The organism is Streptomyces silaceus (assembly GCF_001419745.1).
Taxonomy (GTDB): Bacteria; Actinomycetota; Actinomycetes; order Streptomycetales; family Streptomycetaceae; genus Streptomyces; species Streptomyces silaceus.
Genome location: NZ_LIRJ01000199.1, coordinates 1 through 20,375 on the forward strand (window position 1 = coordinate 1; position 20,375 = coordinate 20,375).

A 20,375-nucleotide genomic window follows, 5' to 3' on the forward strand; every position below is an offset into this window, starting at 1 on the left:
CGCCCGCGGCGGCAACGGAATCGCCGGTCGCGGAGCCGACATCCGCCCTGCGGACGCCCGCCGCGAAGGCGTCCGCCCCGCCCGTGCCCCGCCAACTGCCCGCCCCAACGGCCGCGTTCACCGGCCGCCTCGACGAACTGGCGGAACTCGACCGCGCCCTCGCCGAGTGCGCCGGGGGCGACGCCACGGGAGTCCGGGCGGGCGGTCGGGTGAGCGACCGGGCGGTTGCCCCCGCGGGCGCTCAGACAGGCGGCACCGTAGTCATCTCCGCGATCGGCGGCACCGGCGGCATCGGCAAGAGCTGGCTCGCCCTGCGCTGGGCCCATCACAACGCCGACCGCTTCCCCGACGGGCAGCTGTACGTCAACCTGCGCGGCTTCGACCCGTCCTCGCCGCCCCTGCCGCCCGACGCGGCGGTGCGTCAGCTCCTGGAGGCGCTGGGCGTCGACCGCGACGCCGTGCCCGGCGACCCCGAGGCCACGATCGCCCTCTACCGCAGCGTCGTCGCCGGCAAGCGCCTCCTGGTGGTCCTCGACGACGCCCGCGACGCCGACCAGGTGGATCCGCTGCTGCCGGGCACGTCCTCCTGCACGGTCCTCGTCACCAGCCGCAATCGCCTGCTGCCGCTGGCGGCCCGGCACGGCGCGGGTCTGCTCCACCTGGACGTGTTCGACGAAGCGGACGCCCACGCACTCCTGTTGCGCCACCTCGGCGAGCGGCGCGTCGCCGCCGAACCGGAGGCCGTGGGCGTCATCGTCGAGTGCTGCGCCGGACTCCCCCTGGCCCTGGGCATCGCGGCGGCCCGCGCCGTGTCGCACCCGGATTTCCCGCTGAGCGTGCTCGCCGGTGAGCTGCGCGAGGCCACCGGCCGCCTCGACGCCCTGGACATCGGGGGCCTCACGGCCAATCTGCGCGGCGCGTTCGCCGCGTCCCGCCGGGCCCTGACCGAACCGGCGCGACAGCTGTTCGGCCTGCTCGGCATCGCGCCGGGACCGGACATCAGCCTCGACGCCGCCGCGAGTCTCGCGGGCGGCACGGTCGCCTCCGTACGGAAGCCGCTGGCCGAGCTGGAGGCCGCGCACCTGGTGGACCAGTGGTCCCCCGGCCGCTACCGCATGCACGATCTGGTCCGGCTCTACGCGGCCGAACCGGGTGTCGCGCCCGAGGACCGGACGGCACCGCTCACGCGCGTCACCGACTTCTATCTGCACTCCGCCTTCGCCGCCAACCGGCAGCTCGACGGCCCCGACACCCCCTTCCGCCCCACGCTCGCGGCGCCCGCCGAGGGCTGTCTGCCGCGGGAGCCCACGGACGGCCGCGCCGCGCTCGACTGGTTCACCGCCGAACACGCCTGCCTCGTCGCCGCCCAGCGGACGGCACTGGCGGGGGGCAGGCTGCCGGTGGTGTGGCAGCTGGCCTGGACGCTGATCTCCTTCCACCTCGGCGGACACCAACTGCGGGACTACGAAGGCGTATGGCACAACGCCCTGACCGCCGCCGACCGTTTCGTCGGCGAAGCGGGTCCCCGCACGCTCGCCACCTGGCGCCTCGGCCACGCCCGCGCGCTGGAGGGCCGGTCGGCGGAGGCCCTGGAACACCTGGACGTGGCTCTCGCCCTGGCCGAGGAGAGCGGCGACAGCGCGGGCCAGGCGCACATCAGCCGCACCATCGCCTGGGTGTGGGAGCGCAAGGGCGACTGCCCCCGCGCCCTCGACCACGCGGCGCGGGCCCTCGCCCTGTACGCGTCCGTCGGCAACACCACCTGGGAGGCCAACCAGCTCAACGCGGTCGGCTGGCTCTGCGCCCAACTGGGCCGATACGACGAGGCGTTGACCCACTGCGAGCAAGCGCTGGACCTGTTCCGCGGGGCCGCCCATCCCGGCGCCGAGGCGTCGACGCTCGACAGCCTCGGCTACATCAACCACCACACCGGACGCTGGGAGCGCGCCGTCGCGTACTACGAGGAAGCCCTCGACCTCTTCACCTCGCTCGGCGACACCTACGACCAGGCCGACACCCTCGCCAACCTCGCCGACACCCAGGACGCCATGGGCCGCGCCGACCTGGCGCGCGCCACCCGGCTGCGGGCCCTCGACCTCTACCGCGCCCAGAACCGCGAGGCCGGCGTCGACCGGATGCGCGAACACCTGGGCTGAACGCGCCGGTCAGTCGGGGCGGTTGTGCGTCCCGGGCGTGGAGCCGTACGCCCGGCGGAACACGTCGATGAACGCGCTCGTGGACGACCAGCCGCAGCGGTGCGCGACCGCCGTGACCGGCATGCCGTCGGCCAGCATCCGCAGTGCGTGGTAGAGCCGCAGCTGCGTGCGCCACTGGGGAAAGGTCATGCCCAGCTCGCGGCGGAAGAGACGGCTGAGGGTGCGTTCGCCCGCGCCCGCCGCGGCGGCCAGTTCGGCGAGGCCGCGGGGGTCCGCGGGGTCGCGGTGGAGCAGGTCGCAGACGGCGGCGAGGCGGGAGTCGGCGGGCGTGGGCAGGTGGACGGGCTGCTGCGGCGAGGCGCGCAGCTGGTCCAGGAGCACGGCCCGCAGGCGGCGGCCCTGCGGGGTCGTGTCGTCCGGGTCCCGGGTGCGGGCGAGGATCAGCTCGCGCAGCAGGGGGCTCACGGCGATGACGGTCGGGGCGCGGAGGCCGAGCGGGTTCGTCGCCGCGGGCAGGCCGACCAGGTGCAGGGCGAGGTGGCCGTGGGCGCGGTGTTCGTGCACGCATCCCGCGGGGACCCAGATGGCCCGGGTGCCCGGCGCGAACCACGTGCCGGCGTCGGTGGTGACGGCCACGACGCCGGAGCCCGCGTAGACGATCTGGTGGTCGTCGTGGCGGTGGGCGTCGATGCGCTCGCCCGGGGCCAGTTCGCGCAGGACGGTGGGCGCCTCGGGGGTGTGACGGACGTTCACGTGGCGACTTCCTCCCTGCCGGCCGCACCGGCATCCGCACCCTGACGTCCCGCCGCGCGGAGTCGGGCTGCGGCGTGCCCGGCACCGCCGTGGCGGATGTGCGGCACAGATTGGCACTTTATCGGAAGCGCGCCACGGCAGGGCGTGGCGACGATGAGGCGGTGTCCACGAATCAGACCTCACGTACGCAGGGGATGCCGGCCGGCGAACGGGCCGTCACCCCGAAGCGGTCCCCGAACCCCGTCCTCCTGCTGTCCCTCGGCCACGCCTGCGTCGACGTCTACCAGGGAGCCGTCGCCGCGCTGGTCCCCTTTTTCGTCTCCGAGCGCGCCTACACCTACGCCGCCGCGTCGGGCGTCGTCCTCGCCGCCTCCCTGCTCTCCTCGGTGGTGCAGCCGCTGTTCGGCGCGCTCACCGACAAGTGGTCGCTGCCGTGGCTGCTGCCGGTGAGCACGCTCATCGGCGGCGCGGGCGTCGCCTGCGCCGGGCTCGGCTCGAACTACACGCTGACCCTGCTGGCCGTCGCCGTGTCCGGCATCGGTGTCGCCGCGTACCACCCGGAGGCCGCGCGGGTGGCGCGGCAGGCGAGCCGGGGCAGCCACACCGCCATGAGCTGGTTCTCGCTCGGCGGCAACCTCGGCTTCGCCACCGCGCCCCTCATGGTCGCCGCCGTCGTCGCCACGGGCGGTCTCGGCGCCTCGCCGCTGCTCGTCGTCCCCGCCCTCGCCGGGGCCGCGCTGTGCGCGGCCGCGCTGCGCGGCGTCCGGGCGGTCGAGGAGGCCGCCGCCGGGAGCGCGCGCACGGCCCCGGTCGAGACGAAGGACGACTGGCCCTCCTTCCTCCGGCTGACCGGCGCGATCATCTGCCGCTCGATCGTCTTCACCGGGCTGAGCACGTTCATCGCGCTGTACGTGCGGGAGCGCACCGGCGGGGGAGAGGTCTTCGGCACCGTCGCGCTGTTCGTGCTCTACCTCGGCGGCGCGGTCGGCACGGTGGCCGGCGGGAAGCTCGCCGCGCGTCACGGCCGCATGCCGGTCGTGCGCTGGTCGTACGCCCTGACCGTCCTCGCGGTGGCGGGCGTCGTCCTCGTCCCCGGGCCGCTGGTGTACTTCTTCGTCGCGCTCGCGTCGGCCGGTCTGTACGTGCCGTTCTCCCTGCACATCACCCTCGGCCAGGACTATCTTCCCCGCCGCATGGGCACGGCCGGCGGCGTCACCCTGGGTCTGACGGTGAGCGTCGGCGGCCTCGCGAGCCCGCTGATCGGGGCCGTCGCCGACGTCTCCTCGCTGCGGACGGCACTCATGCCGCTGATCGCGCTGCCGGCGCTCGGCTGGCTGCTGCTGCGGACCCTGCGCGAGCCGGGGAGCGGGACGGCCGGGCTGCCCGGCTCCTGAGTTCCGGTGTCCGAGGGGTTGTCAGTGCAATTTCACATTACTACGTTACGCATCACATGGCCCGAGAGTGAACCGTCAACTGCTCTCGGGCGCACCGGAGTTGACGACGGTGTCATCTCTCATCCCCACAGGAGCCATCGGTGTCCTCATCACGACCAAGAACCCCGCACAGACCAGGAACCCTGCGAAGATCCGTGCTCGCGGGCGCGCTGGCGGCGGCCCTCTGCGCCTCCGCCGCGCAGTACGCGCAGGCGGCCGAACCCCCCAAGGTGGGTCCCGGACCCCGCACCGCCCCGGCGTCCGCCCCCGCCGGACCGAACCCCCTGGACGTCGTCGAGCACAAGGCGAAGGCGCCGAAGCCGGATGCCATCGAGCTCCCGGCACCCGGCGGGGTCAAGGGCGGCGGCACCCCGGGCGCGGCCACACCCAAGAAGCCCAAGACATCCGCGACGTCCGGGACTTCGACGGCGTCGAAGCCGAAGCCTGACCCGAAAGCCGGGGCCGCCGCCACCCCCTGCACCCTCGACGGCGTCACCGGCCTGTCGCCCGAGCGGTTCGCCGACTTCCTCGCCGACCCGGCCGTCACCGCCGACGGCTGTCTGCGCACGCTGATCTGGACCTGGGACCGGCGCCTCGCCCCCGTCATGTCCGACGCCCACGTGCAGGCGGTCTCCGCCCGCGTCACCCGGCTCGCCGCCGCCCACGACGGCAGGAACGGCAGCAACCTCCTGGAGCTGCTCACCTATCTCCACGCCGTCGCCTACCAGGACTTCTCGCACGACGAGATCGACGTCACCGACGCCCCGACCGTGGACGCCATGCGCCGCGCCGTCGAGGCCTTCGGCACGGCGCCCCGGACCTTCGACGCGACCCGCCCCAACGCCGAGTCGCTGCGCGAGGCCCTCTACGCGGCGAGCGCGCCCGGCCTGCGCCAGCACCAACTCCCGCTGATCAAGCGGGTCCTGGCCACCATGGACGCCGCCCACCCGGACACGGCGAAGGACGCCTCCTGGGCGGGCTCCGCGCTGGCCGCGCTCTCCGTGAGCTACCTCGGCGTCTACCCCGGCAACCGGGACACCGCCTTCCACGCGGCGGTCAAGGGCGACCCCGCCTACCGTGCGGCGTTCAAGGCCTTCGGCGCGTACGCCCACCTCAAGGGCACGAACAACGCCTGGGTGGCGCGCGACGCGCTGCTCGAATACGGCAGGTTCGGCCAGATCGACGGGCTCAAGGACGAGACCGTCACCGGTCTGGGCGGCCTCGTGGACACCACGGTCCGCACCTTCGGCGAGGGCAGCGCCCCGTGGGCGAAGGTCGCCACCTGGCTGAACGAGTACGGCGCCTGCGCGCCCTACCGCGTCTGCCGGGCCGACATCGAGCGTCGCCTCTTCCCGCAGACCTATACGTACGACAAGGGCGGCATGAAGGTCCGCACGGCGCTCGACCGTGCCACCGTCGACCAGCTCTACTACGCGAGCAAGCAGGTCAAGGCGCAGTTCCACCGCGTCGTCGGCACGGACGAGCCGCTCGCGGGCGACCCCAACACCACGCTGACCACGGTGCTCTACGCCTCGCGCGCCGACTACGAGAACTACCATCCGCTGCTCACCGGGATGGACACGAACAACGGCGGCGTCTACATCGAACGCGGCGCGACCTTCTACACGTACCAGCGCCGCGTCCCGCAGGACTCCTCGCTGACGCTGGAGGAGCTGTTCCGCCACGAGTACACGCACTACCTCAACGGCCGCTGGGCGGTGCCCGGCTTCTTCGGCGAGGGCCCGTGGTACCAGAACGACCGCACCACCGCCATGGACGAGGGCACCGCCGAGTTCTTCGACGGCGCGACCCGCGACGACGGCGTCAAGGTCCGCAAGTCGCTGGTCAAGGGCATCATCGCGGACACGGCGAACGGCGGGCCGCGGATGACCGTGGACCAGATCCTGCACGCCACCTACGACGGCGACGGCTTCCGCTTCTACCACTACGCGGGCACGTTCTTCGAGTTCCTGTGGGCCGAACGCCCCGCGCTGCTCAAGGAGATGTACCGGACGCTGCGCGCCGACGACCCGGCGGGCTTCGACGCCTGGCGCGGCCGGCTCGGCCGGGACGGCGGACTGCAACGCGCGTACGACGCGTTCCTGGACCGGCAGATCGCGCGGGTCGACGACCTCTTCGTGCCCGACACGCGGTACGTGCCGGTCGGCGAGTTGCGCGCCACCTCGGCCGACCAGGTGCGCGCCTCCTTCACGGCGACGACGGGCATCACGCCCGTGTGCGCGTCGAACGGGGCGCCGGAGCGGCCGCGGTTCACCTGCGAGAGCAGGATCACCGCGAACCTCAGCGCCTCCGGCGACCCCGACGCCGTCTTCAAGGACATGTCCGAGACCGTGGACTACTTCGTCCTGGACCGGGCCGCGTCCGGCGACAACAACCTGACCGACATGAACTGCTCGTTCGGCGAGGTGGACATCTGGTCCAACGGGCGCGCGGGCACGGCGGACTTCAGCTGCGAGGGCCCGCTGAAGGGGTGAGCCCGGCCTCCGGTGCTCCCGCGGGAGCACCGGAGGTGCCCGCCGGCCCCGGCGCCGATGCCGACCGAGGAGCCCGCGGCGGCGCCGAAGCGGTCGTACACGACGCCCGTGACGGCCGCGCCAAGGGGGAACGCCGCCGTCGCGCACTGATCGAGGCCACCGTGCGCGTGATCGCGCGCGAGGGGGCGTCGGGCGTCACGCACCGCAGCGTCGCCCCGGAGGCGGGGCTGCCCACCACGGCGACGACGTACTGCTTCGACGGGATCGGTGACCTGCTGGCCGCGGCGCTACCAGCTGCCTGGAGGAGGACGCGGCACGCGGCGAACGTCTCGTCGAGGCGCCGGCCGGGGAACCGGAGAGCCAGGACCGCATCAGGGCGCTCGCCCTGCTGACGGCGGACCTGCTGACCGCGCCCGGCCATCTGCTCGCCGCGTTCGAGATGTGCCTGCTCGCGGTGCGCCGCCCCGAACAACGCACGCCTACGACGGCCTGCTCCTGCACGGCCTCCCGGCCGATGTGCCGCCCACGGTCGACGAGTTCGAGGAGATGCTGCGGCAGTTGCTGCCGGGGGAGTGAGCGTCCCGGCGGGCCGCGTGGCGGCCCGCCGGGCAAGGGGGCGGGGTCAGACCGCGGCGCCCGCGAGCACCTCCGCCACCGCGATCCCCGAGACGCGCGTCGCGCCGTGCGTGATCAGGTGGGCGGCGCCGAGGGTGGTGGGGGCGGGGATGCCCATCTCGACGACCAGGGCGTCGGGGCGGCTGCGCAGGAGGCGGTTGAGGGTGTCGGCCATCCAGCGGTGGCGGGCCGCGTCGCGGACCACGACCACCAGGGCGCGGCCCGTCGCAGGGGCCAGGGCCTCGCGGTCCAGGAGGTCGTCGCCGTGGGCGAGTTCGGCCTCGGTGAGGCGCACGGACGTGGTGCCGGGGCGCAGGTCGCGCAGCGGCTCGGCGACGCCCCACGGGGTGCGGCCGTCGACGGCGAGGTTCATCGTGGGGGCCAGCTCCACGACGTGCGGCGCGCCGGCGAGCGGGAGCGCGCCGTTGGCCGTGCCGGAGCGGTGGCGCACCCGCACCGCGCGGCGGGCCGCGACCAGGCCGATGTCGGAGGGCTCGGCGGCGCGCGCCACCGCGCGGGAGCGCTCGCCGGACCAGGCGGCGAACCGGCCCACCCGGGCGCTCGCCTCGGCGAGCCTGGCCTCGGGGAGGCTGCCGTCGAGCACGGCCTTCACCAGGGCCGTGGAGAGCAGGTCGAAGGTGGCCTCGTCCGCGCTCTCGCCGCCCACGCACACCGCGTCCACGCCGCCCGCGACGGCCTTGACCGTGGCCCCGTCGATGCCGTAGCGGTCGGTGACCGCGCCCATCTCGATGCCGTCGGTGACCAGGAGACCGTCGAAGTTCAGCTCCCCGCGCAGCAGTTCCACCAGGATGCGGTGGCTGAGCGTCGCCGGCAGCTCGGGGTCGTAGGCGGGGGCGAGCAGATGCGCGGTCATCACCGCGCGGACGCCCGCCTCCATCGCCGCGATGAACGGCGGAAGCGCGGTGAGCGCGATCTCCTCGGCGGTGGCCTGGATCTGCGGCAGGCCGTGGTGCGAGTCGACGATCGTGTCGCCGTGGCCCGGGAAGTGCTTGGCGCAGGCGGCCACGCCGGCCTCCTGCAGCCCGCGGATCCAGGCGGCCGTGTGCCGGGAGACGATGTCGGTGCGCGAGCCGAAGGAGCGTACGCCGATCACCGGGTTGAGCGGGTTGGAGTTCACGTCGGCGCTGGGCGCGAAGTTGAGCGAGACGCCCGCCGCGTGCAGGTCGCGGCCGATGTCGTGGGCCACGCGCTCGGTCAGGTCGATGTCGTCGACCGCGCCGAGGGCGAGATTGCCGGGGCGGGACGAACCGGTCCAGGCCTCCAGGCGGGTCACGTCGCCCGCCTCCTCGTCGATGGCGACGATCAGGTCCGGGTTCTCCGCGCGCAGCGACGCGGTGAGGCGCGCGACCTGCTCGGGCGTGTCGATGTTCCGCGAGAACAGCACGACGGAGCCGAGGCCCTCGCCGATCCGGCGGCGCAGCCAGTCGGGTGCCGTGCGGCCCTCGAAGCCGGGTTGCAGCACGGAGTTGGCGAGGCGCTCCAGAGTCGGGTCACTGCTCGATGCCATGGCGCGACCTCCGAAGTGTGCGGTTACGGGGCTCGTGGGACGGGAGTGAGAGGCGGGGCCTCTGCCGATTGGTCCAGGCCAATCGGATAGTGGATATTGGCTCGGACCAATCAGGGCTGTCAAGAAGACGGAACCGGTCGAGACCGGTGAATTCAACATCACGGGCCAGGAGTTGGGGAATCCTTGGGACTTCCGGCACGGCATCGGCTGAGGGGAGTGGCTCATGCGCAGGTACGAGCTCGTCGGCAGGCGCGACATCAGGCTGGTCGACGACGTCGCGGTGCCGGACCCGGGACCGCAGGAGGTTCTCGTGCGCGTGCGCGCGTGCACGGTCTGCAACCGCAGCGACCTGGCGTACTTCCACTACTACGGTCTGCGCGAGCACTGTGCGCAGGGCTGTTTCGGCCATGAGGTCGCCGGTGTCGTCGAGGCGACCGGCGCCGGCGTGCGCCGCGTCGTGCCGGGGCAGCGCGTCTTCGTGCGCACCCCGCTCACCACCGGGTACGCCGAATACGCCCTCGCCCGCGAGGTGTCCGTCGGCGCGCTGCCCGACGCCGTGCCCTTCGAGCAGGGCGCGATCCTGCAGCTCCTGCCGCTCGCCGTGCACGCCACGCGCGGCGTCCGGCTCGGCGACCGCGTCGTCATCGTCGGCCAGGGACCCGTCGGGCAGATGGCGCTGCGGGTCGCGCTGGCACGGGGCGCCGCCGAGGCCGTCGCCGTCGACCTCGACGACTGGCGCCTTCGCCGGTCGAGCGCCGCGGGCGCCGACGACGTGCGCCGCGTCGACGGCAGCGCCGAGCAACTGGCCACCGTCGGAGCGGACTTCGACGTGGCCGTCGACGCCGTCGGCACCCCCACCACGCTCAACGCCTGCGTGGGCCTCGTACGCCAGAACGGCCTGGTCGTGCTCCTCGGCACGCACCACGTCGACACCCACGTCACCGTCGACCTCGTCACCTGGGAGCGCAAGGGGCTGCGGGTGCACAGCTCGGCGGAGCCCCTGGACACCGCGCGGGCCGAGGCCCTCGCCGTCGCAGAGCGGCTCGCCCACCGCCGCACCGACTTCCTGCGCCTGCCCGACCTGCACACGCACACCTATCCCCTCGACGAACTCCCCAAGGCCATCGAGCAGCTCTCGGCCAGCCGCGCCCTCTACCCGGACGCCGAGCACGCCCCCTACGACGGCCCGCCGTCCGAGACCCTGAAGGTGGCGATCGTGCCGTGAACGGGCGGCCGGGCGGGCGGGGGACGCGGTGAAGTGGGGCATCGCCGGGTACGGCGACATCGTCACGCGCCGCGTCCTGCCCGCCCTGCACGCGCTCGGCGAGGAACCGGCCGTCCTGTGGGGCCGCGACCCGGGCCGTGCCGCCCGCACGGCCGAGCGGCACGGCGTCGCCAGGGCCTGTGCCGATCCGGCCGGGCTGCTGAGCGGCGTCGACGCCGTGTACGTCGCCACCCCCGTCGTGGGCCATGTGCCGCTCGCCCGCACCGTGCTGGACGCCGGGCTGCCCGTCCTGGTCGAGAAGCCGCTCGCCGGCGCCCGCGCCGACGGCGGCGCGCTCGACGTCGCCGGCCGGTGCGCGGGCGTCGCCTACTACCGCAGGCTCGCGCCCGCCGTACGACGGCTGCGCGAGGAGCTCGACGACTGGACGCCCGACCACGTCGAGGTGCGCTTCCGGTGCCCCTTCGCGCCGGGGCCCGACGACCCGATGCGCTGGCGCACCGACCCCGCCCTCTCCGGCGGCGGGGTCCTCGCGGATGCCGGCAGCCACCGCGTCGACCTGCTGATCCACCTCTTCGGACGACCGTACGAGCTGACGGCTCGGCTCGGCCACCGCTTCCCGCAGGGGGCCGAGCGGCGGGCCGAACTGACCCTGCGCTGGCGTCCGGGCCCGACGGCGCACTGCACGGTGGAGTGGGGCGAGGGCCCGCCCGTGGACCGCCTCCGGCTCACCGGAGGCGGACGGACCGTGACGCTCGACCCGCTGGACTCGGGACGCGTCGAAGGGCTCGCGGGGCGCGGAGGGGAGCCGCTGGACCTTCCTCCGGCGGCCAATCCGCACCAGCCCCTGCTCGCCGACTTCGCCGCCGCCGTCGCGGGCGGCGGCGCGCCGGTGTGCCCGCTCGACGAGGCCTGCCTCGTCGACGACGTGATCGCGGCGGCGGAGGCGTCGACGGCGGCGGGCGGTGGCCGCATCCGGCTCACGGACTGAACACGCCTTCTGGCAGCGGTGGTTCACGCTCCGTCGTCCGCCGACCAGGGCCGCAGCCAGCGCGGGTCGGGCGTGTCGTCGGAGCGTACGAAACGGGCGTCCACGGACAGCCGCATCGCGTCCGTCGTCGTGTCCAGGGAGGCGTGGATGACGCGCGGCAGATGCACCATCACGTCACCCGCCGCGAAGTCCGTGTACCGCCAGCGGCGGCCGAGCGTGCGGGCCGTCAGTTCCAGGTCGTGGGAGATCTGCCGACGGTCGCCCGGCCGGTCGGTGATGGCGCGCAGCGGCGCGTACTCCTCGGGCGACAGCCGGTGCGAGCCCTCCAGGTACACCAGCCCGCCCGTCTCGGGCGGGCAGTCGCCCACGGGTATCCACATCGTGACGACGCGCGGCGAACCCTGGTCCATGTAGTCGAAGTCGACGTGCGCCCGGGAGGCGCGGCGCGTGCCCCGGTGGAAGTGCCGCAGGATGCGGCGCGGCAGCATCTCCACGTCGGCGTCCAGGAGTTGGGCGGCCAGCTTGGCGAGCAGCGGATCGCCCACGAAGCGGTCGAAGGGCGCCGAGCGCACGAACGCGTACGCGGGGTGCCCCGCCACCCCGTACTCCGGGACGCCCTCGGGCACCCGGCCGGAGAACACCCCGTCCTCGGGGTCGGTGCCCGGCGCGAGCAGGTCGGGCGGGAAGAGCGAGAAGTACCGGCCGCGCAGCCGCAGCACCTCCGCGCGGTCGAGGAGTCCCGGCAGATAGAGATAGCCGTCCGCGTGCAGCCGTTCGCGCAGCGAGGCCGGGTCTCGCGGCGCCAGCAGGTCCGCGCTGGACCGCAGCGGAGCGAAGAGCTCCGGCGTAAAAGGGATGGGCAGGCCGTTCGACGACAGGTTCACGATGCGTGTCCTCAGGGTTCGTCGGTCAGTAGACGCCCTCCACCGCCTCGCCGGCGTCCGCGGACTCGCGGAAGGGCCGCACCGCGGCCACCCCGTCCCAGGGGAACCATGGATGCGGACCGGTCCTGACGGCGCTGTCCCGCTCCAGGAGGTTGGGCAGGAAGAGGTCTTCGAGGAGGGTCGTGGTCCGCACGCGGCCCCGCTGCCCCACCTCGACCTCGCGCCACGGATCGGCGGGATCGACGACCGTCAGGACCGCGAAGGGCGGCGGCAGATGGTAGGAGTGCCCGGTGCCGTCCGGCACGTCGGGCGCCCCCGCCACGGCATCCGCCTGCAACGCGTGCCCGACCAGGGTGTTGCCGTACGTGTCGATCCACTGCACGCCCGTCAGATGCTCCGCGCGCAGGAACTCCGCCTCGGCGGCGGTGCACGAGGTGCCGCCGGTGCACACGGCGCGGATCCCGTACGTGTGCAGCGGGCGGGGCAGCCGCATCGCCAGCTCCAGGAGCAGCCGGGAGGTGGTGAAGAGAAGAGAGGGCCGCTCGGCGGCCAGCAGGGCGAGGGTCTGGTCGATCAGGTGGGCGGTGTACGCGTCCGCCTCGCCGCCCGACCGCAGCGCGGCCTTCACCCAGCGCGGGTCGAAGTCGATGGCGAACACGGCGCCGCGCCAGCTGTCGGCGAGGCCCTCCACGAAGTGCCCGTACGCGTGCGGGCCGCTCGGTGTCATCGCGAGGATGTCGCCGCCGGCCACGCCGCGCGCCTCCAGGACCGCCCGGTAGATCTCCACGTCGTACGCGAGACGCGTGACGTTGACGATCCGGCAGGGCGTGCCGGTCGTGCCGCCGGTCTCGAAGACCCGGAAGGGGCGGTCGCCGTAGCCGCGTGGGCGCAGGTCACGGGCGCTCGCGGCGCGCAGCTCCGCCTTGTCGAACAGGCCGAAACGGTCGAGCGCGGCGAAGCAGTCGACGTCCTTCACGGGGTCGAAGCCGAGCTTGTCGCGCCGCGTCACCCAGAAGGGGCTGCCGGTCTCCGGCTCGAAGTGCCAGCGCATCATGCGGCGCGTCCACGTGTCGAGGTCGACGCCCAGCTCCGGGACGCGTTCGCGCAGCGTGTCGGGCAGCGTGCCGAAGGCGGTGGTCATGCGGCGGGCCTCACTTCGCGGGTCGGTACACGAACAGGGACTCTGCGGTGATGGCCCGCGCGGCGTCGGGCGTGGCGCTGAGAACGGCGGCGAAGGGGAAGGGGACTTCGTGGCCGATCAGGGGGTGGGGGTCGGCGGTGCCGGTGACATGGCCGTCCAGCAGGGCGAGTTGAGGCATCGCGTACACGTCGCCCGCGGCGCCGAGGGCGACGGGCGGGCGACGCGTGAGGACGCGGTCGCCGGGGCGGAGGCGGGTGTGGACGGAACGGGCCGTGTCCTGTGCCGCTGCCGGCTCGCGGAACGCGGTCAGGGGCCACGGACCGTCCGGTGGGAGTGCGTCGAGGGCGTCGGCCAGTGCGCCGGCCACGAGCCGGGCCTGGTCGGGGGTCTCGCAGACCACGGTGCGTACGTTGCTGCAGAAGCGCCCCGCGTCCGCCGCGACCAGGGGAAGCAGCCAGGCCGCCGCCTGGTCGACCGGCATGCGCGGGGGCACCAGGGCGCACCCCCGGCCCGGTCCGTGCAGGATGAGCGCGGGGGAGTGGCGTACCGACGCGGCGAGCCCGGCCCCGCCGTACACGACATGCCGGTCCGTGCGCCTCAAGAGGCCGTGCAGCACCCGCTGTTCCGTGGGGTACAGGCCGATGCGCTGCGCGGGCCAGCCCGCCGCGAGCAGGGCGGCGACGAACCGCGCGGCGGAGAACGGCTCGCGCCGGCTCGGGCGCAGCCAGACGCCCGCCGAGCGCTCGGCCTGGTCGCAGGCGGACTCCAGGCAGGTGAAGGTGTTGCCCGGCAGCGCGACCAGGGCCAGCCGTCCGTCCGGCTCGGGGGCGCCGCCCTTCTTCAGGAGGCCGTCCCGCAGCATCGCGCACCATCGGTCGACGAGCGCTCCCGGCAGGCCCGCGGTCCGCCACAGAGTGGTACGGAAGTCGTCGGCGCTCTGCTCGCCGATGCCCCCGACCGTGACGGTGCCGTGGGAGAACGACTCAAGTGCTTCGAGCAGCAGTTCGCGGCGACCGGACAGCGGGGGGAGCTCGTCCACGCCGGCGTCCCACCAGCGGCGGTCCGCGTCGGCGACGATCTCCGGCACGAGGGCGAGCTCCACGCTGGTACCGGGCAGCGTCGCCCGGTCCAACGACGTCCGCCACCCTCCCTGACGAAACGCACTCAGCACCGCCGTCACGACAGCTCGCTGCGCAGCGCGGCGACCACCCGGAGCTGTTCGTCCTCCGTGAGCGACGGATACAGCGGCAGGGCGACGTGATGGCGGGCGAACCAGCGGGCCCGTGTGAACGGACCCTCCTCCGCCGCCTGTTGGCGCTGCGGGGCGAAGTACGGGTGGTCGCACAGCAGATGGTCGTAGACCTCACCGGCCAGCGCCACGCCGTGCCGCTCCCGCAGCCGCTTCTTCAGGAGCGCGCGGTCCAGTGGACCGTCGGGGTCTGGATAGGCGAGGTACTTGTAGAAGTTGCTGCCCGCCGACGCGGGCACGGCGTGCGGCCGGATGCCCGGCACGTCGGCGAGCAGCGCGTCGTAGCGCGCGGCGAGTTCGCGCCGCGCCGCCAGCGTGCGGTCGAACCGCTCCAGGTCCACCGTGCCGACGGCGGCGTGCAGTTCGCTCAGGCGCCAGTTCCCGCCGGGACGGTCGTGCAGCGTGGAGCCCTGGGCACTCTTGCCGTGGTCCCGCCAGCGCCGCACCTGCTCCAGGTCGTCGGGCAGCGGCGAGGACAGCAGGCCGCCCTCGCCGCTGAGGGCGACCTTCGTGGGGAAGAAGGAGAAGGCGCCGAACCGGCCGAAGCTGCCGGCGGGCCGCCCGTCGAGCGTCGCGCCGAAGGCGTGCGCGGCGTCCTCGACCACGGGCACGCCGCGCTCGCGGCAGTGCGCGAGCGCCGTGTCGAGCGCGGGGGAGACGATGCCGCCGATGTGCACCGGCAGGACGGCGGCCGTGTCGGGGTGCCGGTCCAGGGCGGCGCACAGGGCGTCGGGGTCCAGGCCCAGCCCGTCGAGCTCGATGTCGACGAAGCGCACGGTGGCCCCGGCGCGCACCGCGGCCGCCGCCGTCGCGAAGAACGTGTTGACCGGGACGAGCACCGTGCGGCCCGCGACGCCGATGATGCGCAGCGCGATCTCCAGGGCCGCCGCGCCGGACGCGACCGCCGCGGTCGGCGTGCCCGTCCAGGGGCGGGCCAGCTCCTCGAAGCGGGCCACCTGCGGGCCCTGCGTGAGGACACCGGAGGAGAGAGCGGCGTCGACGCGGTCGAGCACGGCGCGCCGTTCCGATACCTCGAAGTGGATGCGCTGGGCGGGAACGTGGGCAGGCGGCGTCCGCGACTCCGTGCCGTCTGACGCGGCGCCGGCGAGCGCGCGCGTGAAGAAATCCGCCGCGTGGCCGACGTGCGTCCCGTGCCCCATGGGGAGTTCGTGGATCTCCACGGCGGCCTCGGCGGCCGCGTACGCCTCGCGGACCGTGTCCCCCGCGGCCCGCGCGTCGGCCGGCTCCAGATAGGCGTCGGCGGTACCGTACTGCAGCTGGAGCGGGGCCGGGGCGAGCGTGCCGTAGAGGTCGGGCAGGTCGGCGTACTCCAGGATGCCGGGGAGCACCGCGCCCTCGTGACCGGTCAACAGCCGCTCGAACAGGGCCGGATAGGTGCCCAGGTGGCTCGCCGCGCAGAGCGGGAGGCCGCGGCGGTCGGCCAGCAGCGCGGTGTGCAGGGCGACCGCGGCGCCCAGGCTGTGCCCGAACAGGCCGATGCGGTCGGGGTCGACGAGCGGATGCGCGGCGAGCACGTCGAGGGCGCCCAGGGCGTCGCCGGTGAGCGCGCCGAGCAGGGAGCGGCCGGTGAGCGCGAACGCGTGGGCCAGCAGCGTCCCTTCGTCCCGTCCGGCCCTGCGCCCCTCGTCCATGGCACCGCCGATGCCGTGGTCGAGGGAGAGGGTGACGAAACCGGCGCGGGCCAGCTGCTCGGCGACGTTGCGGTCGGGGTGGTCCGGCGGCACGTCGCCCGTCAGCTGGTCCAGGAGCGCGTTCTTGCCGCCGAGGACGAGGACCGCGGGCCCCGGCGCGGCCCCGGCCGGGGCCAGGAGCGTGCCGGAGAAGGAGCCGCGTGCGGCCGAGGCGAACACCAGCCGCTCGTGGCGCAGGCCGTCGCGTTCCGACACGGTGGACTCGGCCGTGCCGAGCGGGACGCGCTCGACGCGCGCCAGCCGCTCGACGACGGCGCGCAGCCGGCGCGCCCGGTCCGGGTCCTCCGCGGCGGTCTTGGTGTGGCGCAGCGCGGGCTCGGCCGCGAGGAGGCGGCGGAGGTGACGTAGTTGCATGCGGGCTCAGACGAAATCGCCGTGCAGGGTGCTGGGGACTTCCAGCGCGTACGCGTCCAGCGCCTCGTCCAATTTGATCTGGCCGCGTTTGAGGAGTTCCAGGAGTTCGTTCTGCGGGCGGTAGAAGCAGGACTTGCACAGATCGGTCCTGCGCGGGTTGGAGGCTTCCCATTCGGCGCGCGGTCCGCCCTCCAGGACCTGCTCATATCCCTGTTCGAGTACATTGCCGATCAGATAGCGGCTGTTGAGATGCACCTGCGGGCAGGGGTAGAGATTTCCGTCGGCGCCGACGGCCGTGACGAACCTGCTGTAATGGCAGTGCTCGAAGTCGCCCTCGACCTCCTCGACCTGGTCCATCGGGCCGCGGTCCAGTTTCGGCACCGACACCTCGAAGGCGTCCGTGGAGAGGGCGGCGGCCTGGGTGAGGGACTCCGAGATCTCCGACATCACGGATTCGATGGTCTCGTGGCCGAGCGCGCTGTAGAACTCCGGCTCGAAGCGCACGTAATGCGCCCCGGATTCATGGGCGATGCGGGCCGCCTCGATGATTTCCCGGTAATTCTGCAGCGTGATCACGTAGTTGAAGCCGATACGGAAGTCCGGGTCGACGGCCTTCTCCCTGAGCCGGCCGACGGATCCGATGAACTTCGAGAACGTCTGCTCGCGGTCGCGCGTGATGTCGTCGAACGTCGCTTCCGTGCCCGCGTTCAGGCCGATGCGGACCCAGGTGTGCGTCTCGGCGACGCACTCGGCGACCTTGGGGCGGCCCAGGCGCGAGCCGTTGGTGATCAGGCCGATGCGCAGCCCGGCGTCGTGCCCGGCCCGGCAGATGTCGGTGTACCCGGGGTGGATGGTGCATTCGCCGCTGCCGCAGAAGGTCACGGCGCGCCCGTCGTTGGCCGCGAACTCGCGCAGCAGGGTGACCGCCTTGTCGGTGGCGATCGAATCCTTGAACGAGAACAGGTCGTAGAACTGCTCCTCGTTCGGGGAGTGGAAGTTGCAGAAATTGCAGCGCATATTGCAGGCGCCCATGATGCCGATCCGCATGTGGACGGGCTTGATCTCCTGGCCCGCGACAAAGCGCCGCAGCAATTCCCCGTGAGCGAGGACCTTCTGTGGTGAGTGCGCCTGATCGAGGCTGACGATTGGCAGTCCTTCTCGATTTTGGGGGGCTGCCATTTGGATGTCGCCGGAACTGGGTGTGCTGTTCACGAACCCCCCACGCATGATCGGTGTGCAGTGACGTCGTGCATCCTGCGGTGACGTTGTTCATCGCGGTCCTTGGGACACTAGGGAGCCCCAGAAACGCTGTCAATGGGTCTAGACAACCCCGGAGTTGATGGCGGAATCCGAGCCGCCGGTCTGTCGGAACATACGAGCCACGTGATATTCGAGGGCGCCCCGCCAGGCCTTCGCCGGTCGCTTCCGTGGCGCCGCCCGACGTGATGAGGTCCGCCGCGAGCCGCTCCGGCGGCCGCTCGCCGTGGAGGAAGGCCGCCGCGAGCTCGGGCACGGTGGGGCTGCGCGCGTCATGGGCGGCGAACACCCCCAGTGCCGCGTTCCGTTGGCCGTCAAGAGGTAGAAACCCGTCGAGAACGGCCCGCGGTGGAGCGCGGGGGTCGGTGGGACCGGCGGGGATGCGGGAGCGTGCGCTGCGGTCGTTGTCCTCGTGGAGCAGACGGAGTGCGCAGACCGGAGCCGGTGTTTGCTGTCGAAGCAGTACTGCACGACGCGCAGCGTGACCCCCGCCTCGGCCGCGCTCTCGCGCTGCTGATCACCGCGTACGTCGCGTCGGTCGCGGCTGCCCCCGTGGCAAGGCGCCGTGGCGGGAGCCGCGGCGAAGGGGCGCCGGCCGCGGGGGAGTCACGGCGAAGGATCGCCGTGGGCGGGGGTCACAGCGAAGGGCCGCCGTGGGCGGCGATCACAGCGCCCTGAGCGCCTCGGTGATCGCGGCCGTCGTGGCGGCCTTGTCGACCCCGGCCTCGGTGAGGGGGCCCGACCCGTCCTCGTGCTCCAGGAGCGCGAGCAACAGGTGCTCCGTGCCGATGTAGTTGTGCCCCAGGCGCAGCGCCTCGCGGAACGTGAGCTCCAGGACCTTGCGCGCGTCGGCGTCGTAGGGCACGAGCGGCGGCACCTCGGGGGCCGTCGCGGGCAGCGCGTCGACGGCGGCGGCGCGCACGTCCTCCAGGCGCAGGCCCTGCGCGACGATCGCCTTGGCGGCCAGTGCCTCCGGCTCGCTCAGCAGGCCGAGGACGAGGTGCTCCGTGCGGATCTCGTCGTGCTCGGCGGCCTTGGCCTCGTCCTGTGCGGCCATCAGCGCGCGCTTGGCCCGGTCGGTGAAACGGCTGAAGCCCTGGCTGGGGTCGAGGTCGGGCGACTCGCCCTGCTTCTTGGGGACGAAGCGCTTCTGGGCGGCCTGCCGGGTGACGCCCATGCTCTTGCCGATGTCGGTCCAGGAGGCGCCGGAGCGGCGGGCCTGGTCCACGAAGTGGCCGATGAGGTGGTCGGCGATGTCGCCGAGGTGGTCGGCCGCGATCACCGCGTCCTGGAGCTGGTCGAGCGCGTCCGTGTGGACCTTCTTGATGGCGTCGATGAGGTCGTCGAGGCGGACCGGGTTGGTCGCCGCCGCGCCTTGGGAGTGCGTCATGTGACAACCGTAGGTTGACGCTCGCGGGAGTGTCAACCAGAGGTTGTCACCTCGTGCGGGGTGCGTGATTCGCCGCCTGCTGCGACGAACTCGTCCCTTCCGTCCGGGAGTTCACCTCGCGTGGTGAGAACCCGTCCGCGTCGCCCCGGCTCGCGTACGGCGTCCGCCCACACCCCCGTGCCCCGCACTGTGGTGGCCGTGACCATGGGAGGACCCGGCTCCGGCTCCCTAGCGTTCCGGGCATGACGAGCGAACACGACCTCTCCGGCCGCACCGCCCTGGTCACCGGTGGCGGCAGCGGCATCGGGCGGGCCTGCGCCGAGGCGTTCGCCGCCGCCGGCGCCCTGGTCCACGTCGTCGACGTCGACGCGGAGTCGGCGAAGGCCGTGGCCGGTGCCGTCGGCGGTGTGCCGCACGCCGTCGACCTCACCGACGCGGCGGCGGTCCCCGCGCTGCCCGCCGCCGTCGACATCCTGGTCAACAGCGCGGGCACCCAACACGTCGCCCCCATCGAGGAGTTCGCGCCCGACCGCTTCGAGCGGATCCAGCGCCTGATGGTCACCGCGCCCTTCCTGCTCCTGCGGCACACCCTGCCCCACATGTACCGGCGGGGCTGGGGCCGCGCCGTGCACATCTCCAGCGTGCACGGCCTGCGGGCCAGCCCCTACAAGTCCGCGTACGTCGCCGCCAAGCACGGCCTGGAGGGGCTCAGCAAGGTCGCCGCGCTCGAAGGCGCGGCGCACGGGGTCACCAGCAACTGCGTCAACCCCGGTTACGTACGGACGCCGCTGGTCGAGGGGCAGATCGCGGACCAGGCCGCCGTGCACGGCATTCCGCCCGAGGACGTCGTCACGGACGTCCTGCTCGGCCGCTCCGCCGTCAAGCGGCTGATCGAACCGGCCGAGGTCGCCGCCCTCGCCGTCTGGCTCTGCGGGGCGCACGCGGGCTATGTCACGGGCGCCTCGCTCCCCGTGGACGGCGGGTGGGGCGCGAGCTGACCGCCGCGCGGTCCCCGGTCCGGCGCTCGGGCTGCCCCAGGGAAACCCTGGGGTCGGCCGCCCCGAGCAGTGGTTGAACGGTGAAACCAACGACTCGCCGAGCCCCTGTTCGACACGTCCGGCCCCGTCCGCCCCGACTGCCTCGCGCGCCCCGGCCGCCCACCCCGGCCCCCGTCGCAGGACCCCAGGGTTTTCAC

The 20,375-nt window shown here is 73.6% G+C and carries 16 protein-coding genes; 8 read left to right on the top strand and 8 right to left on the bottom strand.

From position 1 onward, the window contains the following. Nucleotides 1-2,156: ATP-binding protein (locus tag AOK22_RS19625; RefSeq protein ID WP_055699988.1), on the top strand; the 2,156-nt coding region annotated here is incomplete at its 5' end. A gap of 9 nt (nucleotides 2,157-2,165) precedes the next feature. On the opposite strand, the gene AOK22_RS19630 is transcribed toward AOK22_RS19625, so the two are convergent. Further along, nucleotides 2,166-2,909, bottom strand: coding sequence for an AraC family transcriptional regulator (locus AOK22_RS19630; protein WP_055699989.1), 744 nt, complete (start codon nucleotides 2,907-2,909; stop codon nucleotides 2,166-2,168). Nucleotides 2,910-3,103: 194 nt separating this feature from the next. On the opposite strand from AOK22_RS19630, the gene AOK22_RS19635 reads away from it, so the two are divergent. From AOK22_RS19635 to AOK22_RS43745, 4 genes are all read left to right on the top strand, one after another. Further along, complete coding sequence (locus AOK22_RS19635; RefSeq protein WP_055699990.1) at nucleotides 3,104-4,303, top strand: MFS transporter; 1,200 nt, start codon at nucleotides 3,104-3,106, stop codon at nucleotides 4,301-4,303. Between the two features lie 194 nt (nucleotides 4,304-4,497). Further along, nucleotides 4,498-6,837 (top strand): collagenase, encoded by a 2,340-nt coding sequence (locus AOK22_RS19640; protein ID WP_244164895.1) that lies wholly within the window; start codon nucleotides 4,498-4,500, stop codon nucleotides 6,835-6,837. Between the two features lie 35 nt (nucleotides 6,838-6,872). Then, nucleotides 6,873-7,229: a TetR/AcrR family transcriptional regulator gene (locus tag AOK22_RS39885; RefSeq protein WP_244164897.1), complete on the top strand. Its 357-nt coding sequence runs from the start codon at nucleotides 6,873-6,875 to the stop codon at nucleotides 7,227-7,229. A 49-nt stretch (nucleotides 7,230-7,278) separates the two neighbouring features. Next, nucleotides 7,279-7,413, top strand: coding sequence for a hypothetical protein (locus tag AOK22_RS43745; protein ID WP_279617089.1), 135 nt, complete (start codon nucleotides 7,279-7,281; stop codon nucleotides 7,411-7,413). A 46-nt stretch (nucleotides 7,414-7,459) separates the two neighbouring features. Here the strand turns inward: AOK22_RS43745 and AOK22_RS19645 are convergent, their stop codons facing one another. Then, a complete protein-coding gene (locus AOK22_RS19645) occupies nucleotides 7,460-8,980 on the bottom strand; it encodes a glycoside hydrolase family 3 protein (protein WP_055699991.1) in 1,521 nt (506 codons plus the stop codon). A gap of 223 nt (nucleotides 8,981-9,203) precedes the next feature. On the opposite strand from AOK22_RS19645, the gene AOK22_RS19650 reads away from it, so the two are divergent. Both AOK22_RS19650 and AOK22_RS19655 read left to right on the top strand, forming a co-directional pair. Next, nucleotides 9,204-10,205 (top strand): zinc-dependent alcohol dehydrogenase, encoded by a 1,002-nt coding sequence (locus AOK22_RS19650; protein WP_055699992.1) that lies wholly within the window; start codon nucleotides 9,204-9,206, stop codon nucleotides 10,203-10,205. A gap of 28 nt (nucleotides 10,206-10,233) precedes the next feature. Beyond that, nucleotides 10,234-11,193 carry a Gfo/Idh/MocA family protein gene (locus AOK22_RS19655; protein ID WP_055699993.1) on the top strand — a complete coding sequence of 320 codons (960 nt, stop codon included), beginning with the start codon at nucleotides 10,234-10,236 and terminating at the stop codon, nucleotides 11,191-11,193. A gap of 23 nt (nucleotides 11,194-11,216) precedes the next feature. On the opposite strand, the gene AOK22_RS19660 is transcribed toward AOK22_RS19655, so the two are convergent. From AOK22_RS19660 to AOK22_RS19685, 6 genes are all read right to left on the bottom strand, one after another. Then, entirely contained in the window at nucleotides 11,217-12,077 is an 861-nt protein-coding gene (locus tag AOK22_RS19660) for a phytanoyl-CoA dioxygenase family protein (protein ID WP_055699994.1), read from the bottom strand. A gap of 25 nt (nucleotides 12,078-12,102) precedes the next feature. Next, nucleotides 12,103-13,218 (bottom strand): phenylacetate--CoA ligase family protein, encoded by a 1,116-nt coding sequence (locus AOK22_RS19665; RefSeq protein WP_055699995.1) that lies wholly within the window; start codon nucleotides 13,216-13,218, stop codon nucleotides 12,103-12,105. 10 nt (nucleotides 13,219-13,228) lie between these two features. After that, nucleotides 13,229-14,350 carry a hypothetical protein gene (locus AOK22_RS19670; RefSeq protein WP_055699996.1) on the bottom strand — a complete coding sequence of 374 codons (1,122 nt, stop codon included), beginning with the start codon at nucleotides 14,348-14,350 and terminating at the stop codon, nucleotides 13,229-13,231. Between the two features lie 44 nt (nucleotides 14,351-14,394). Continuing rightward, entirely contained in the window at nucleotides 14,395-16,533 is a 2,139-nt protein-coding gene (locus AOK22_RS19675) for a DegT/DnrJ/EryC1/StrS family aminotransferase (protein WP_055699997.1), read from the bottom strand. A 6-nt stretch (nucleotides 16,534-16,539) separates the two neighbouring features. Next, nucleotides 16,540-17,625, bottom strand: coding sequence for a radical SAM/SPASM domain-containing protein (locus tag AOK22_RS19680; RefSeq protein ID WP_244164899.1), 1,086 nt, complete (start codon nucleotides 17,623-17,625; stop codon nucleotides 16,540-16,542). 829 nt (nucleotides 17,626-18,454) lie between these two features. Then, a complete protein-coding gene (locus AOK22_RS19685; RefSeq protein WP_055699998.1) occupies nucleotides 18,455-19,180 on the bottom strand; it encodes a Clp protease N-terminal domain-containing protein in 726 nt (241 codons plus the stop codon). Between the two features lie 242 nt (nucleotides 19,181-19,422). On the opposite strand from AOK22_RS19685, the gene AOK22_RS19690 reads away from it, so the two are divergent. Then, complete coding sequence (locus AOK22_RS19690; protein ID WP_055699999.1) at nucleotides 19,423-20,178, top strand: 3-hydroxybutyrate dehydrogenase; 756 nt, start codon at nucleotides 19,423-19,425, stop codon at nucleotides 20,176-20,178. The last annotated feature ends 197 nt before the right edge of the window (nucleotides 20,179-20,375 follow it).

Coding starts and splice junctions, on each gene's coding strand:
- AOK22_RS19685 (WP_055699998.1), bottom strand. CDS start 19,180: ATGACGCACTCCCAAGGCGCGGCGGCGACCAACCCGGTCCGCCTCGAC.
- AOK22_RS19690 (WP_055699999.1), top strand. CDS start 19,423: ATGACGAGCGAACACGACCTCTCCGGCCGCACCGCCCTGGTCACCGGT.
- AOK22_RS19650 (WP_055699992.1), top strand. CDS start 9,204: ATGCGCAGGTACGAGCTCGTCGGCAGGCGCGACATCAGGCTGGTCGAC.
- AOK22_RS19675 (WP_055699997.1), bottom strand. CDS start 16,533: ATGCAACTACGTCACCTCCGCCGCCTCCTCGCGGCCGAGCCCGCGCTG.
- AOK22_RS19645 (WP_055699991.1), bottom strand. CDS start 8,980: ATGGCATCGAGCAGTGACCCGACTCTGGAGCGCCTCGCCAACTCCGTG.
- AOK22_RS19635 (WP_055699990.1), top strand. CDS start 3,104: ATGCCGGCCGGCGAACGGGCCGTCACCCCGAAGCGGTCCCCGAACCCC.
- AOK22_RS19665 (WP_055699995.1), bottom strand. CDS start 13,218: ATGACCACCGCCTTCGGCACGCTGCCCGACACGCTGCGCGAACGCGTC.